The organism is Streptomyces sp. NPDC001220 (assembly GCF_053597895.1).
In genome coordinates this window covers 165,665-181,264 of the sequence record NZ_JBSFJE010000008.1, presented here as the reverse complement: position 1 = coordinate 181,264, position 15,600 = coordinate 165,665, and the positions used below count along the sequence as shown (strand labels likewise).

General features: G+C 68.9%; 14 protein-coding genes. 8 read left to right on the top strand and 6 right to left on the bottom strand.

Going from position 1 to position 15,600, the window contains the following annotated elements:
* Positions 1–56: 56 nt before the first annotated feature.
* The 5 genes from ACWDGI_RS20825 to ACWDGI_RS20805 form a co-directional block, all read right to left on the bottom strand.
* Complete coding sequence (locus tag ACWDGI_RS20825; protein WP_450761375.1) at positions 57–725, bottom strand: Type 1 glutamine amidotransferase-like domain-containing protein; 669 nt, start codon at positions 723–725, stop codon at positions 57–59.
* A 322-nt stretch (positions 726–1,047) separates the two neighbouring features.
* Positions 1,048–1,785 carry an aminoglycoside phosphotransferase family protein gene (locus ACWDGI_RS20820; RefSeq protein WP_450761010.1) on the bottom strand — a complete coding sequence of 246 codons (738 nt, stop codon included), beginning with the start codon at positions 1,783–1,785 and terminating at the stop codon, positions 1,048–1,050.
* A 488-nt stretch (positions 1,786–2,273) separates the two neighbouring features.
* Positions 2,274–2,957: a maleylpyruvate isomerase N-terminal domain-containing protein gene (locus ACWDGI_RS20815; protein ID WP_450761008.1), complete on the bottom strand. Its 684-nt coding sequence runs from the start codon at positions 2,955–2,957 to the stop codon at positions 2,274–2,276.
* On the bottom strand, positions 2,954–3,616 hold the full coding sequence (locus ACWDGI_RS20810) for a M15 family metallopeptidase (RefSeq protein WP_450761006.1): 663 nt from the start codon (positions 3,614–3,616) through the stop codon (positions 2,954–2,956). The genes ACWDGI_RS20815 and ACWDGI_RS20810 overlap by 4 nt, the downstream gene beginning before the upstream one ends.
* Positions 3,613–3,933: a hypothetical protein gene (locus tag ACWDGI_RS20805; protein ID WP_450761004.1), complete on the bottom strand. Its 321-nt coding sequence runs from the start codon at positions 3,931–3,933 to the stop codon at positions 3,613–3,615. The genes ACWDGI_RS20810 and ACWDGI_RS20805 overlap by 4 nt, the downstream gene beginning before the upstream one ends.
* 154 nt (positions 3,934–4,087) lie before the next feature.
* On the opposite strand from ACWDGI_RS20805, the gene ACWDGI_RS20800 reads away from it, so the two are divergent.
* Positions 4,088–4,474: a hypothetical protein gene (locus ACWDGI_RS20800; protein ID WP_450761003.1), complete on the top strand. Its 387-nt coding sequence runs from the start codon at positions 4,088–4,090 to the stop codon at positions 4,472–4,474.
* A 177-nt stretch (positions 4,475–4,651) separates the two neighbouring features.
* Here the strand turns inward: ACWDGI_RS20800 and ACWDGI_RS20795 are convergent, their stop codons facing one another.
* Positions 4,652–5,248: a hypothetical protein gene (locus ACWDGI_RS20795; protein WP_450761001.1), complete on the bottom strand. Its 597-nt coding sequence runs from the start codon at positions 5,246–5,248 to the stop codon at positions 4,652–4,654.
* Positions 5,249–5,551: 303 nt separating this feature from the next.
* On the opposite strand from ACWDGI_RS20795, the gene ACWDGI_RS20790 reads away from it, so the two are divergent.
* The 7 genes from ACWDGI_RS20790 to ACWDGI_RS20760 all read left to right on the top strand — a co-directional run.
* A complete protein-coding gene (locus tag ACWDGI_RS20790; protein ID WP_450760999.1) occupies positions 5,552–6,865 on the top strand; it encodes an MFS transporter in 1,314 nt (437 codons plus the stop codon).
* Between the two features lie 229 nt (positions 6,866–7,094).
* The gene (locus tag ACWDGI_RS20785) at positions 7,095–7,280 is read left to right on the top strand and encodes a hypothetical protein (protein WP_450760997.1); all 186 of its coding nucleotides are present in this window, start codon (positions 7,095–7,097) and stop codon (positions 7,278–7,280) included.
* Positions 7,281–7,845: 565 nt separating this feature from the next.
* Positions 7,846–8,832 (top strand): NAD-dependent epimerase/dehydratase family protein, encoded by a 987-nt coding sequence (locus tag ACWDGI_RS20780; protein ID WP_450761373.1) that lies wholly within the window; start codon positions 7,846–7,848, stop codon positions 8,830–8,832.
* Between the two features lie 436 nt (positions 8,833–9,268).
* Complete coding sequence (locus tag ACWDGI_RS20775) at positions 9,269–9,961, top strand: DUF7019 family protein (RefSeq protein ID WP_450760995.1); 693 nt, start codon at positions 9,269–9,271, stop codon at positions 9,959–9,961.
* A 26-nt stretch (positions 9,962–9,987) separates the two neighbouring features.
* The gene (locus ACWDGI_RS20770; RefSeq protein ID WP_450760993.1) at positions 9,988–11,913 is read left to right on the top strand and encodes a HEAT repeat domain-containing protein; all 1,926 of its coding nucleotides are present in this window, start codon (positions 9,988–9,990) and stop codon (positions 11,911–11,913) included.
* A 357-nt stretch (positions 11,914–12,270) separates the two neighbouring features.
* A complete protein-coding gene (locus ACWDGI_RS20765) occupies positions 12,271–12,672 on the top strand; it encodes a PPOX class F420-dependent oxidoreductase (protein WP_450760991.1) in 402 nt (133 codons plus the stop codon).
* A gap of 589 nt (positions 12,673–13,261) precedes the next feature.
* Positions 13,262–15,600, top strand: a 2,339-nt coding sequence (locus ACWDGI_RS20760; protein WP_450760989.1) for a beta-L-arabinofuranosidase domain-containing protein, incomplete at its 3' end; no start/stop codon positions are given.

The following is a 15,600-nucleotide window of genomic DNA, read 5'->3' as shown; positions in this document are numbered from 1 at the left end:
GATCGTCCTGTTGGGGCTTGGCGGGTCCGGTGGCGCGGCTCCCCACCATGCGGGAGTCACGGATGGAACCGCCACCGGCCTTCAGAAACGACATCCACCTTGCCGTCCCTGACGCGAACTGCCGTCTCGTCGTCGATGAAGTAGACCGGGAAGTCCGCTCGCGCAACGATGCGATCGGCCCAGGCGTCGTCCCGCTCGGGGAAATCCGGCGAGTACAGGTGGGGCTTGAGATACCAGTCGAAGAGGCCGAACGGCGGCTCCACGGTTGTCGCGCCGAGCACGTGCAGGTCCGCCGCGTCCCCGATGACATCGGCGGAGTGTCCGGTGAGATTCCGGCTGAAGATCATTGATCCGGCGCTGACACCCACATAGACCCGGCTCTCCAGAGCCTTCAGGAATCCGTCGGCCAGGCCGTTGCCGGTGATGCTGCGCGCGAGGTGGTAGTGGTTGCCGCCCTCGACATAGATGACGTCGGCGTGGAGCAGCCGGTCGAGCACCATCTGCCGGGGCAGGCCGTTCAGCTCCAGGACGTCGAACTCCCGCCAGCCGAGGCCGTGCAGCCGGTTCAGGTCAGCGACGAACCACCCGTGGTCCCCTGGCTCGGCGACTGATGCCGTGGGAACGTACACGACGTTCGCCGATCCGAACGGTTTTCCCAGCATGTCCCGCAGCGCGTCCCGCAGTGTCTCGTTGCGCAGGCCACTCGCCGTCAACAGAAAGTTCATCGGGCGAGCCAAGCACGGCTGACGGGCGCGCGCAACGAACCCGGGATCCACCAATACCGTCACGTCATGGCCGCACCAGGAACAGACACCTCCTCGAGCTAGGGGTCAAGGTGCCTCCGGGAGAGAAGAAGCGAGGGGATCGCGGTTTGCTCGTCGAACAGGTCCCCTCGCAGGAGACAGTGCAAGCGCTGCCCGGACATGCGATTGAACAGGTGGCGTGGGGCCGGACCGCTTCGGCTTCGGCCCCTCGCGTACGGCCTGCGCGTTTGAGCGCGGAGCGAAGTTGAGCCTGCGAGAGGCCGGCCCGGGGGCCCGCGCAGCCTCACATCCGGGCTCTCAGCACGTCGACCTCACAGCCCGGCGCGAACGGGTCGAAGCCGTGCTCGATCAGCCAGCGAACCACCAGCAGGCTTCGCAACGACCACCACGCGTGGACCACGTCGAGGTCGATGTCCGTGCCATAGCCAGCGACGACGTCGTCGAGGTGCTCCTCGTGTCCCAGCGTGAAGGTGGCGAGGTCGTACAGGGCATCACCCTGGGCCGCCTCGGACCAGTCGATGATGCCCGTGACCTCGTCCCCGTCGACGAAGACGTGCGCGATCTGCAGGTCGCCGTGCGTGAACGCCGGAGTCCACGGCCGGAGCGCGGCCTCGGCGACCTGACGATTGCGGGTAACCAGGTCGGCGGGCAGGAGGCCGTTCGTCACGAGCAACTCGCACTCGTCGTCGAGTTCCGTCCTCAGCGCGACGATGCTCCGGCCGGGCCTGGGTGGCAGCGGTGCGTCGTGCAGCTTCCGGATGGCGGCGCCAGCCGCCGCCCACGCCGCCGGCGACCCGGTCGCCGGGCCGCCGAGGCGCCCAAGCGTCGTCCCCGGGAGCGCGGCGAGCGCGAGCACGGGCGGCTTGCGCCACAGGATCTCCGGGGTCGGGACCGGCGCGAGGGACATCGCCTCGACCTCGGCGTCGAGGCGCGCCTGATCGGCGTCCACCTTGAGGAACACGTCACCGACGCGCAGGGTCGCGCGCTCGGAATGGGCGACCACTACTTCGACCTCATCCATGGGCGACCAGTATCCCGGGGACGATCGCCGACGTCGCCGGATTTACCGCGTGCGATGACGCGGCTGACCGTGACCCGCGACCCGGCGGCCTCGTGCGCGACACCGACCTCTGGCCAGGTCAAGCCCACCACTTTTGGCAGGAGCCTCAACGGGGCGCCCCACGAACGCCTTCCGGTTCTGGTCCCAGACCACGGATGGCAGGGCGCCGCCCTCTCGCAAGTACGTAGCGGCTCGCGCAGGCCTCAGCCGGCCTTCGCGATGTGCCGCAGTACGGTTGCGAGTTGGGCGAGGTCAAGTCCGGCGAGGTTGTCGAGCACGCACCGCCGAACGCCGGCCAGATGGGCAGGCCACGCCTCCTCCAGGCGGCCGAGCACCTCACAAGTGAGGACCGCGTTCCACCGGCGCGGGTCCTCTGCGCAGCGGACCCGCTGGACGAACCCCTGCTTCTCGGGGCGGATGACGACTGTGGATCCATTACAAAGGCGTTCTCACCCCAGTGCGAGCCACCGGACGCCCAGGCGACCGACGTCGAGCGCTTCATCCTTTGTGATCGCCTCGCGTCCAGTCGCCTTGCGTAGGAAGCGGAGCTGCCCCCAGCCCAGCTTCTCCAGCGCCAACACGCCTTCTGGGCCGAGCAGAAGATCCTGCACCAAATCCGCGGCCTGGGAAGTGAGCCACGGCTCGCGTCCCAAGGCGTCTGCCAGGTCCAGGCCGTGCAGGGCGACCTCGACCACCCGCGTCAGCAGGAACTCCGACAGGAGCATCGGATCGCCATGCCTGGTGCAAACCACACGCGCCTCCGGCTCAGCCCGGCATAGTCGGTCCACTCGCTGCCAAGTGGCTTCGAAGTCCTCGACGAGCGCCGTGCCACTCACTTGCTCGGCCGCATGAGTCCGGGCCAGAGCGATCCGAACCGCGTTGGTTTCCGGAGCGAAACGACCGTCGGGCCGGTAGTACTCGGCTGCCGAGACCTCGGCACTGGGCGGCGCCGGTGCGCTCAACATGCCGGGGAGCCAGGCAATCACCACCCGGACATGCGCCAGCAAGTCGCACACTTTCCACGGTTCACACCGCGTCGGCAGACGCCACTCGGCACCCGCGACCTCGGTCATCGCCTGCGTGAGTTGCCCGGCCTCGAGACGAAACGCTTCAACCACCCGGTCTCGGTTCATACGGAGTCCAGCTCCTTGGGCCCGTAGTGGGCGGCATCCGCTCCTGTCATCAGGGCCCAGTAACGGTCTCCGTATGACCAGTGCCACCACTCTGTGGGGTAGTTGACCAGGCCGGCAGCGGCGAGCGCCGTGGCCAAGATGTCCCGATGTGAACGAGCCTGGTGGTTGATGTTGCCGGCCCGCGTGTAACAGGCGCCCGCGCTCTCCTCAGGAGTCGCGTTCATGCGGGTGCCCATGTCGAGTTCACGGCCGCCGGCGTCTGCGAGCGTCAGGTCAACGGCTGCGCCGGCGCTGTGGGGCGCGATCTCCGGCGGGGACACGTAGCGGCTGGCTGCCGAGCGGACCTGTTCAACGGACCAGTCCGGGTGATCGGCTCGCAGCCGATCGCCGTATTCGTCGAAGTAGCGACGCTGCAGGGACGGCGGGCGATACCCCTCGACGAACAACAGCCGTAGCCCCTGGGGCAGCTGTGCCTGGGCCTTGAGGAGTCGATCGAGCACGCCTTGCCGCAGGTGGGCGAAGGAGCCTGCGAGGTCCTGCCACTTTCGCTCATCGACCAGGAGTGAGTTGTCCTGTCGCACATCGACGAGCCGTTCACCACACTCTCGAACAGGCACGGCTGCAACCCTCGGGTCGGACATCAAGACGATCTCAGTCATGATGAGATCGTCTCGCGACCCTGTGCCTCCAAAGCTCTCTTCCCGGGAAAAGTCGGCCAGTGCGGGGCGTCGTTGTTGCTGCCGAAGTCGGGAAGGGCGGCGGAGAGCAGGAGTTCGGCGCCGCCTTCGAGGGCACTGGCCGTCTGGGTGGATCGGGGAAGCACGGTCTTCTCGGAGGTGCGGATCGCGTCGGCGACGGTGGCGACGAAGGCCGGGTGGTGGAAGGCCAAGGTGGCCTCGAAGGCCGCCAGCGCCGCGGCTCCCGGGAGGGCTGCGGCCGGGTCACAAGACGGACACGCACACCCCCTTCTGCTCACGCACGAAGCATGATGCCCACCTCGATGCCGTCCTTGGGGGACCACGCACACCCGCACCGCTGCTTGCTCCGTCTTGCTCGCCCTGGCCGCCCTCACAGCCGGCTGTGACTCGGGCTCCGGTGCCGATGCCAACCCGGCGGCGTGTAAGACGGCCATGGCTGAGCAACTCCGAAACAGCATGGCCAAGGCCACGAAGACGAGTGCCAGCCCAACATCCGCAGGCAGCCGTCCCGCTGCCTGCAACGGCATCGACGACAAGACCGCCCAGCGTCTCGCCGGCGAAGTCACGAAGGAATGGCTGGCCAGCGACGAGGCCGACAAGGCGGTCAGCGACATCGTCGACAGCGCCAGCCCTGTCCCCGTTCCCACCAGCCCGCAGATCTCGGACGAGTGCCACGCCTGGATCAAGGCCGAACTCCAGGACTCCACGGAAGACACCAACGCCACCGCCGGCAACGGAGTCTGTGGGAACCTCTCCGACAAGGAACTCGACCAAGCCGTCGAAGACGTCACCCAGGAAATGATCAATCCTACGCCCTGACCGGTGCTGTCCGGGGTGTTGATCTCCAGGCGTCGTTAACCTCCCGGCTCGCGTCACCATGTGACCGTCTCCGCGGCCACCGAGCCCCGTGAACAGGCCGTCGCGCGCGGGCGACCTTGTGTGACGGGGCGTCGTCACGTGAAGGGCGCCCGGTCATCCTCGTACATGGCCTCCGGACTACTCGGAGTCGGACCACGTCGCCACAAGTGCTTGCCAATCCGGAAAGCGGGGACCTGAGAGTGTCTCCTGGGTGGGTTCACCGTTGAGCCAGTAGACCTGCTCTGGGGCGCCGTCGCCGGTGTCGAACAGGCAGCACACTCCTCCGCTGTCGGCGGTGAGGTCGGTGAAGACCTTCCTGATGTTGGCCGACCGCGCAAACAACCGGCTCATCGCCGACGACGCTGCCCAGCACTCCACCGACGTGTAGCCAGGGTGCAGAGGGGAGTCGAACCGGATCGTCGCGTAGATGTACCCGATCTGTATGCGCCCGTCCGTCTCGAGACCGGGGCCGTTCAGGCGCGCGTACTCACGTAGTGCATCATCGACGTCGAACACGAGGGACATGTCGAGCTCGAGCGTGCTGCTCGTGGAGCAGTCGACCGGCTCGCTCCTGAAACGGGATGTGAACGGGAGGACGATCCGGTCACCGCCGGGCAGTGTGATCTCAAGTGGCGGTACGACACGGGCTGGTGGCGCCAGCTCGGCCAGATTGGCCAATGCTCGGGCGACATTCCGAGGACGCAGATAGATGTCGTAGCCGTAGATCAGCCCCACAATTCCCCCCGCCCCAGATCGAACTGCACCCTCTCACGACCCGGCCTTCGGGCGCTTGTCAGTTTGGAGCTCGCAACAGGATCATGAGTGGTTCTTCTTGATGTGTCGCCGGCAAATCAGGCTGCATGCCAACGAGAGGAAGGTGTCGCGGAGTTCGGGGCGTTGTTCCCCTCGGACGGCGAGATGTTTGAACGGCTCGGGAGTTGTATGCCTGTCGCCGGGCGGTGTCGGCTCATGTCCCGGCTCGACGAGCAGCCCGCCGTCCCCGACGCGGTGGCCCGCCCCTAGCAGAAAGTCATCAGCGTGGAGACGAAGGACGTATCCGGTACCGCCGGTACCAGCCCAAGCAGAAAGTGGGGGGTCCTCGGCCAGCGCGACTTCAGGCTTCTGTGGATCGGCGAGACGACACGCGGTATCGGCAACAGCGTCACCACGGTGGCCGTCCCCCTCGTCGCCGTCGTCACCCTCGACAGCAGCGCCACCGCCGTGGGCGTACTCACTGCCGCGGTCTGGCTGCCCTGGCTCCTGGTCGGCCTGCCCGCCGGAGCCTGGGTGGACCGGATGCGGCGCCGCCCCCTGCTCATCGCATGCGCCGTTCTCTCCGCCGTCCTCTACGCCACCGTCCCGGTCGCGGCCTGGCTCGACGCGCTCACCTTCACCCACCTCCTCGCCGTCGTGTTGATCTGCGGCATCGCAGCCGTCTTCGTTCGCACCGCCGTGCACAGCTATCTGCCGACCGTGCTCACTGACGCCGACCTCCAAGAAGGCAACGCCCGCATCAGCGCCAGCGAATCCGCCACCGACGTGGTCGGCAAAGGCCTGGCCGGCCTGATCAGCCAGATCTTCGGCGCCGTTGCCGGTCTCCTCCTCGACGCCGTCACCTTCGTTCTGTCCGCCCTCTGCCTCACCGGCATCAAGGCCAAGGAAACGAAGCCGGAACAGCCCGACCAACCGATCCCCCTGGGCCGGCAGATCGCCGAAGGCCTGCGCTTCGTGTCCAGCGACCGCTACCTGCGGCCCATCGTCACCTACGGCGCCCTGGTCAACTTCGCGCTCCTGGGCTACCAGGCCGTGCAGGTCGTCTTCCTGGTACGCACCGTCGGTGCGAGCACCGCGACCGTTGGCGTGATCCTCACCGCCGGCAGCCTGGGCGGCATCGTCGGAGCCTCCGCCGCCCCCGCCGTCGGGCGCCGCTTCGGTACCGCACGCGGCATGCTTGCCACCCAACTGCTCACCGGGCCCTTCGCCCTGCTGCTCCCCCTCACGACGCCTGGTACGGGCCTGGTGTGCTTCGCCCTGGGCACCTTCGTCGTCGGCTTCGGCATCGTCACCTGCAACGTCGTCCTGGCCTCCTTCCGCCAGACCTACTGCGCTTCGCACATCCTCGGCCGCGTCGTTGCCACCACGATGGTCATCAACCACAGCACCATCCCGGTCGGCGCACTGATCGGCGGCTTCCTCGGCGACGCACTCGGCCCCCGCCCCACCATGTGGATCATGACCGCCCTACTCGCCCCCTGCGGCCTCGTCCTCGGCCCTATGCGCACGCAGCGGGACCTGCCCACCGCAGCGCGACCCGGATTCGGCCCCAACACCCAGGACACGAAGCCCACGTGACCACCGAAGACGCGCCCCAGCCGTCGCGGCTCCGCTCCGCCGGGCGCGCTCCCGACTCCGCGCCGGGCAGCGCGGCCAGCACGTCGCGGACCGGCAGGGTGATCGTCTCGCTTGGTGAGCGGCCTGTGCACGTGCACCTTCCATGATCGGGAGTTACACCGAAGGTTTTACAGTCCCGATCAAGGCAGGCGTGAGTGATAAAGGCGATCCCGGGAGGCACCCTGGAGCGATGCGACCTGGAACCGACGTCACCGAGAACGGCCTGCGGCATCTGCTCAATGAGTGGGATCCCATCGGCGTCGCTGACGAGGTGCAGGACGAATACGACCGTGTGCTCGGCCCTCTACTCCAGCAGCTCCGAGGTGGCACCGACCGGACGGCGAGGGTGGCCGGTGGCGGGACCACCGAGAGGTGATCGACGCCATCGCCTGGAGCTTTCAGACAGGGCACAGTGGGTGCAGCGGCGTCTTCCTCTGGTCCGCCAGATGCTCCCAACGAAACCGCCTAGGCGTGACTGTGACACGCAAATGCCGAGATGCGATCAACGCCTACCTTGTTCAGGTGCGGCGATTGCGTGTGGAAGACGGAAGTCCGTTGTCCTGCCGACCTGGCGCCAGGTCTCCACTGCCACCGTGCGGGCGTCAGCGGGTACGTCACCTCGCTCGCGTATGAGCCGGTCGTAGATCGGGGCATCGCTCTGCTCCGTTGTACTCACCGCATTGGTCCTTTCCTGACGACGGCGTCCGCCTGGCTTCCGGGACGCGGACGGGGGCCGAGTGTATGCGTCCTGCTCTGTCGGCATCGCGTGGTTCCGTCAGGCGGGACGCGCCTGGATCCGCTCTAGTCCATTGCCGTCCCGGTTCGGGCCCGGTGGAGATTGACACCATAAGGAAAACGATGTGGGCAGACGCGAGCTCTGCCGACAGCAGAAGCCTCTTGGCGTGATCGGGCCGCGCTGATTGAGTTTCGCCATGAAGCGCATGGAGATCCTGGTTCTCGGCGGTACGGCTTGGCTGGGGCGTGAAGTGTCCCGGCAGGCCCTCGACCGCGGCCACAATGTGACGTGCCTGGCTCGTGGCGACAGCGGGCCCGTCGCGGAAGGCGCGCGCCTGGTGACCGCGGATCGGCGCAACCCCGCCGCGTACGCGTCCCTGCCCAACCTGGAATGGGACGCCGTGCTCGAGGTGTCCTGGCAACCCGGCTTCGTACGGAACGCAGTTGCGGCCCTGGGCGCGCGGGCGCATCACTGGATCTACGTCTCCTCGGTCAGCGCATACGCCTCCCACGGCGAGCCCGGCGCGGGCGAGTCCGCTGCCCTGCTGCCCGCCACAGACCACGAAGAGGTCGACCGGGATCAGTACGGCGAGGCCAAGTCCGCCTGTGAAACGCTCACCCAGACGGCCCTGGCCGACCGCCTCCTGATCGCACGCGCCGGACTCATCGGCGGTCCCGGCGACCACAGCGACCGCTCCGGCTACTGGGTCGCCCGCGCCGCCCGTGCCCCCCAGGAACCGCTGCTCGTCCCCGACACCCCGAAGGCCCCGACGCAGACCATCGACGTGCGCGACCTGGCGTCCTGGCTCCTCGACGCTGCAGAACACCGAACCACGGGCAAGTACAACGCGGTTGGCCCGACCATGCCCTTCGCCGAGTGGATCGAGCTGTCCCGCAGCGTCGGCGGACACACCGGACCGGTCGTCACGGTGGCGTCCCAGCAACTCCTCGCGCACGGAGTGGCCGAGTACATGGGTCCCGACTCACTGCCCATGTGGTTGGTCGAACCAGGATGGGAGGGCTGGGCAGCACGCGACGGATCGGCCGCCACCACCGCGGGCCTGCGCCACCGCTCCCGCACCGACCTCCTTGCCGACACACTGCGCTGGGAACGCGAGCAGGGACTGCATCGGCCACGCCGCGCGGGACTCGCCTCGGACAGAGAGCGTGAGCTCGTGGCTGCCTTGGGATAACAACACCGAGCGTGTTGCCAGCGATGCCTGTAAACAACCTCATGAGCTGCAACAACCTCATGAGCTGCAACAACCTCATGAGCTGCAACAACCTCATGAGCTCCGACAACCTGCCGTGCGGCTCCACCTCCACCCCTCGTCCTGCGCTCTGCCGCCGAACAAGGCGACTCCCTGCTTTCAGCCGACGGCCGTGCGCCTCGCCGAAGAGCCCGGCACGACCACCCAAGACAAAAGCAGCTCGTACGGCCTCTCCTACCCGGACAGCCCACACGATGCCAGCACACTCGGGGGCCTGCCCGCCGTTACGAAGCCGGCATAAACGATGTCAGCATCAACGACGTACCGAACGAGGAAGCCGACCTACGGCTCCGGGAGTAACCGCGCCGGCTCCGGGAAGGGTGGTGAGCGTCGGCACGGGGCAGGGGGACTCCGCAGTATGCGCTACTACGTCTACGTCTCGGACGCCAAGCTCGAACTGCTCCTCGGGCAGATTCCTCCCAAGCGGCTGTCCCGGCTCGCGGCCGATTTCAAGGTCGATCTGAAGCTCGTCAGTATGACCGTCCAGACCTCGGCGCCGCCCGACGCCACCAGGTATCAGCGGCTGGCCGTCGTGGAGCGCGCAATCGAACGGGACGAGGACGTATCCGGGCTCGAGGAACCCTCTGTCTGGTTCCGCGGGACGCTCGGGCTCCGTTCGATGATCTTCGGCGGTGAGTCGACGGGGCTGCTGTTGTTCACCGGGACGTGGCACGGTACTTTGACCGCCCTCATCGGGTCGGCCCACCACCTCATCGGATCCGGGGCGGCTCCCGAGGCGGTCCCGATCGGCTACTCCGGCTCGATGCTCCCCACGCTCTTCACCCTCCTCGAACGGGACCAGGCGGAATGGGACGATCGTCACCAGGTCCAGGAGGCCGACCCTCCTCTCACCCAGCGCGCCCGTCCTGACGATCAGGAATCGCTGCGGCAGGTCATCGACTGCGCCGAGCAGATCACGGGGCCGAGCCAGGTATGCGAGTTCCTCGCTCGGCGCCTCCTGCTGGGAACGACGCAGGATTCCAACGGCCGGCCCGTCAGAGTGCTCATCGGCACTCCGCTCTATGTCGCACTTTCCGGTGAGGGCCGGTGAGCCCGCGCAGCAGACCTGGAAAACGCGTGATCGACAGAGGCCTCCCGGCACGACTCGTCGTGCTACCGCAAGCCGACGTCGCGCTGATGAGGCTCCACCGGGATGTCGACGGCCTCTGCCGGACTCTCGAACGCGCCGACGGACACACCGCGGCGTACGCGGCGGAATTCCTCGCCGACATCGGCGGCCCGACGGCTACGGACGCGCTGCTGCGGTGCCTGCAGGACCCGGCCGAGGAACCACTGCTCGTCGCCGCCGTCGCTCGGTGCCTGGGGCAGGTGGGCGCGCGCCGCGCCGTTCCCGACCTCATCGCCGCCCTGCGTCGAGACGACCGGAGTTCGCCCCGCGCTGAGGCGGTCCGGGCGCTCGGCGAGATCGGCGATCCACGCGCGGTACAGCCGCTGCTCGACATGTTGGTCCCCTACACGCCGCACTGGCGGGAGGTGCTGGACGCTCTTGCCCGCATCGGGGACGCCAGCGCGGTCCCGGGCCTCCTGGCGGCGCTGTGGGACCTGCTGCCCAGGCTCGACGGTTCCTCCGGTGATGCCTTGGGGACCGAGGCGGTGCGCACACTCGGTCAGCTGGGCTCCCCGCGGGCGGCGGCGGCGCTGGCCTTCCTGGTCGGTACGAGCGCGATGCCGTCGGGACTGCGCCGGGCCGCTGCCGAGGCCCTGCGGCGGATCGACGTCACCAGGGCGGCCGCCTACGGCCGCCTCACCTTTGCCGAAGCGTCTCTGGGCGACCCCGACCAGCGGATCTCCGAGGCGATCGCCGAGGTCTTTTCCCGCACCCCGGGCGGGCTCCAGCGACTGCGGTGGTCGGTCGCGAACGCCGATCCAGCTGTGCGCTGCAGCGTCTGCCTAGGCCTCGGCGCAAAGGGCGATCCGGAGGACATGCATGCCCTGCGGACCCGATTGAGCGAGGACGCCGCCCCCACCGTGCGGCGCGCGGCGGCCCACGCGATCGCCCGGATCGGTGGTCACGAAGCCAGTGCGGCGCTGGTCGAGGCACTGACCGACGGTGAGATTCACGAGGACGTGGCGCACGCGCTGGCCGCTCTGCAATCTCCGCCCGCCGCCCGGCTGTTGACCCTGCTCACCGACGGAACGGACCAACAGCAGCGTGGTGCGGTCACAGCACTGGGCCTCCTCGGCGACCGGCGCGCGGCACCCAAGCTCCTCGGCCTGCTCACCGACGCCACGGCCCTACCCGTGCGGGCCTCCGCAGTGGACGCCCTGGGCCGCCTGCGTCACCTGCCCGCCACGGCACCCCTGATCGATCTGCTCACCGACCCGGAGATCCCCGGGCGCCTGCGGGCTCGGGCGGCCTGGGCGCTCGGCCGACTGGGCGCCCCCGAAGCGGAACCGGCGCTGAGGGAAGCACTCGGCGAGCCGAGCGAGTCGATCCGGCTGCGCGCGGCCGAGGCCCTCGGCATGCTGCCGGGCTCGCCCCAAGCAGTGGAGTCGCTCGCCCAGGCCGCAACCGACCGCAGCCCGGACGTCCAGGCGGCCGCGCTGCAAGCCCTCGGGAGCCTCGGAGCCACCGCGCACCCCGCCCTGCGTACCCTGCTCTCCGCCGCCGAGGGCCGGCTCCGCGCCGATGTGGTGTCGCTGCTCTCCCGATGCGCGGACTTGGCCGACCTCGACGTTCTGACGGCCATCGCCGTCGAGGACGACACGCAGACCGCGCTGCACGCGGTCGACGGTATCGCGCGGCTGCGGGACCCGCGCACCGTCACCGCCCTGTGCCGCATCGTCGAGCGACCGGAGGAGTGGGGCTCCTGGTTTCTCGGCGACCTCCGCGGCGCCGCCCTGCGCGGACTCGCCCGCATCGACGACCCTGCCGCCGCCCGCGCCGTCCTGGAGTACTACATGTCGGACGTCGGCTACCTCGCACACGACGCGGCGCGTGAAGCGGTCAACACCCTCGCCGGCCGCACCGGCTCCGCCTGACCGAACGCCACGTCCGCGGCCTTCGGTCAGATCGAGGGGACGACCCCGGCTCATCCCGTACGAGCCGGCGGGCCGTGTCCGCGGCCTTCGGTCAGATCGAGGGGACGACCCCGCCTCATCCCGTACGAGCCGGCGGGCCGTCCGCACGTTCTTGAACCGGCCGTTCGTGAACGCCCGCTGCGCTGTCGCCCGGCTGCCGGCTCGTCCCCCCCGGCGCGCCCAGGCCGCCCAGCGCAAGGTGTGCAGCGAACTCTGAGCCGCGGCCGGTGCCGCGTTTCCCGGGGCTGGGCGAGGGCCGGTCCGCACGCGTGGCTACCGTGGGGTTGGCATCCACCGGCCTTACTCCTGGAGACCCCCGTGCCCGTACCCCTCGGTGAGAACGTGGTGGCGATGCTGCGGCGCCCCAGCACCTGCTACATCGCCACGACGATGCCCGACGGCTCGCCCCAGCTGACCCAGACATGGGTCGACACCGACGGTGAGCATGTCCTGATCAACAGCGTGGAGTCGCATCAGAAGACCCGGAACATCGCGCGCGACCCGCGGGTGGCCATCGCGGTCTCCGACCCCTCGGATCCGTCCTCCTACATCCAGATCCGCGGCCGCGTGGTGCGGGTGACCACCGAGGGAGCGGCCGAGCACATCGAGGCGCTCGCACAGAAGTACCTCGGCGGGCCCTACCCGTGGTTCGGCGGCCGCGACCAGGTCCGGGTGATCTACCTGATCCAGCCCGAACGGATCACCAGCCCGCACGGCTGAGCTCGTCACCAAGCCGGGGTCGGAGGCGCGGCGGGGGACCGCCCCACCTCGCGGCCTCGTACCTGGGGCCGGCTCCGCCTTGGAGGCCGCCGGAACGGCGGCATTCGCGGCACGGCGGCGGGCGAGGACGCCGAGCACCAGAAGCCGGCGACCATCAAGGCGACGACAACGATCTCGGTGGTGCCCACCATCCAGGTCGGGACGGTGGCCGAAAATGACGCTGCCGATGGGGAAACGCGTGGTTCTGACCGCGCTTCCGTGTTGGGTAAATTCCTCGCCTTCGCAGTCCCCGCCGACGGCAGGCCGCCACAGCACTTGCCACTGGGTGGCCGTCAGCAGAACCACAGGCGTTCGCGGTGCGGTGGCGTCTTCCCGGGCCTCAGAGAGGAAATCAGGGCGGCCGGGCCGAAGTTGCCTCGCCGGCCCCGGACTGCCTCGACTCCCGCGCACCCTCTGGACACGGCCCCCGGTCCGTGCTCTCATGCCCGTTGGTTCTCTGCTTTCCAACGTTGAAATACCCCAGGCGCCCCGATGATGAGCTCGCGGGCCCTGGCCCCCTCACGTCCGGATCGTGCCAGGAGGCTCCCCCATGCCCCTGAACCGCAGACAGTTCGTCACCAGCGCGCTCACCGCGGCCGGGGCGAGCGGACTCCCGCTCCCCATGGCCGGCACCGCCCGGGCGGCGCGCGGCACTCGCAGCGCAGACGCCGCGGCATCGTCACGCGTGGCGCCCGCCCCCGGCGGGCTCTACTCGCCCAACGTCGCGCCACTCGCTCCCACCGCATTCCTGCGACTGCCGCCCGGCGCGGTCACCGCGCGCGGCTGGCTCGACACCCGGCTGCACCAGCAACTCGCCGGACTGTGCGGCCAGTACGCCGCGATCTCGCACTTCCTGGTGATGTCCGAATCCGGCTGGGTGCACCCCGACCGCACCGGCTGGGAGGAAGTCCCTTACTGGCTGCGCGGTTACGTGGACCTGGCGATCCTCACCAAGGACGCCACCGCGCTGGCCGCCGTCCGCCAATGGATCGACGCGATCGTGGCCACCCGGCAGTCCGACGGCTGGTTCGGTCCGACCGCCCTGCGGACCTCGCTCGGCGGGGGCCCGGACTTCTGGCCCTTCCTGCCGCTCACCTGGGCACTGCGCAACTGGCAGGAGTACAGCGGGGACAGCCGGATCGTTCCCCTGCTCACCGGCTTCTTCCGCTTCATGAACGCGCAGGGCCCCTCGGCGTTCAACCAGAGCTGGGTGTCGGTGCGCTGGGGCGACGGACTGGACACCGTCTTCTGGCTCTACAACCGCACAGGCGACTCGTTCCTGCTCTCCCTCGCCGACAAGATCCACACCAACGGCGCCAACTGGGTCGACAACCTGCCGTCGCTGCACAACGTCAACATCGCCCAGGGATTCCGCGAGCCCGCCCAGTACGCGCTGCGGTCGCCGTCCACCGCGCTCACCCAGGCCGCGTACCAGAACTACACGTCGGTGATGACCTCATACGGCCAGTTCCCGGGCGGAGGATTCGCCGGCGACGAGAACGCGCGGCCCGGATTCGGCGACCCCCGGCAGGGCTTCGAGACCTGCGGCATCGTGGAGTTCATGGCCAGCCACCAGCTGCTGACCCGGATCACCGGCGACGCGGTGTGGAGTGACCGCTGCGAGGACCTGGCCTTCAACTCGCTGCCGGCGGCGCTCGATCCGTCCGGAAAGGGCATCCACTACATCACCAGCGCCAACAGCGTCGACCTCGACGACTCCGCCAAGACCCAGGGGCAGTTCCAGAACAACTTCGCCATGCAGGCGTTCATGCCGGGCGTCGACCAGTACCGCTGCTGCCCGCACAACTACGGCATGGGCTGGCCCTACTTCACCGAGGAGCTGTGGCTCGCCACCCCCGACAACGGGCTGGCAGCCGCGATGTACGCACCCAGCCAGGTCACCGCGAAGGTCGCCGACGGCACCACCGTGACCGTCACCGAGACCACCGACTACCCCTTCGGTGAAACGGTCACCCTGACCGTCTCCACGCCGAAACCGCTCGCCTTCCCGCTGTACCTGCGCATCCCCGGCTGGTGCGGATCCCCGCAGCTCACCGTCGCCGGCGCCGCCGCCTCCGCGTCGGCCGGACCGTCCTGGACCGTGGTCCGGCGCACCTGGAACAACGGCGACACCGTGACGCTGCACTTCCCGCAGTCGACCGTGCTGCGCACCTGGACCGGCAACCACGGAGTCACCGCGGTCGACCGGGGACCCCTCACGTACTCGCTCAGCATCGGCGAGAGCTACGTGCAGTACGGCGGCACTTCCCAGTTCCCCCAGTACGAGGTGCACGCCACCACAGCGTGGAACTACGGACTCGCGCCCAACGACGGGACCTGGACGTTCAGCCGCAGCGACGGCACGCTGCCGGCCGACCCCTTCAGCCGCGACACGACGCCGGTACGGATCACCGCGCCCGCACGGAAGATCGCCGAATGGCAGGCGGACGGCCAGCACGTGGTTTCCCCGGTGCAGGACTCGCCGGCACGCAGCACCGCCGCCGTCGAGACCGTGACGCTGATTCCGATGGGCGCCGCCCGGCTGCGGATCTCCGCGTTCCCCACCGCCGCCCCGACCGGCCACCCATGGCAGCCGGTCGCTGTGTACCGGTTGATCCGCAACAAGAACTCCGGCAAGGTCATGGGCGTCGATCTGATGTCGACCGCCGACAGCGCGCACGTGGTCCAGTTCGACGACAACGGGACCGCTGACCATCTGTGGCAGCTGATCGACAACGGCGATGGCTGGTACCGCATCCGCAACAAGAACTCCGGCAAGGTCATGGGCGTTGACCTGATGTCGACCGCCGACAGCGCGCACGTGGTCCAGTTCGACGACAACGGGACCGCTGACCATCTGTGGCAGCTGATCGACAACGGCGATGGCTG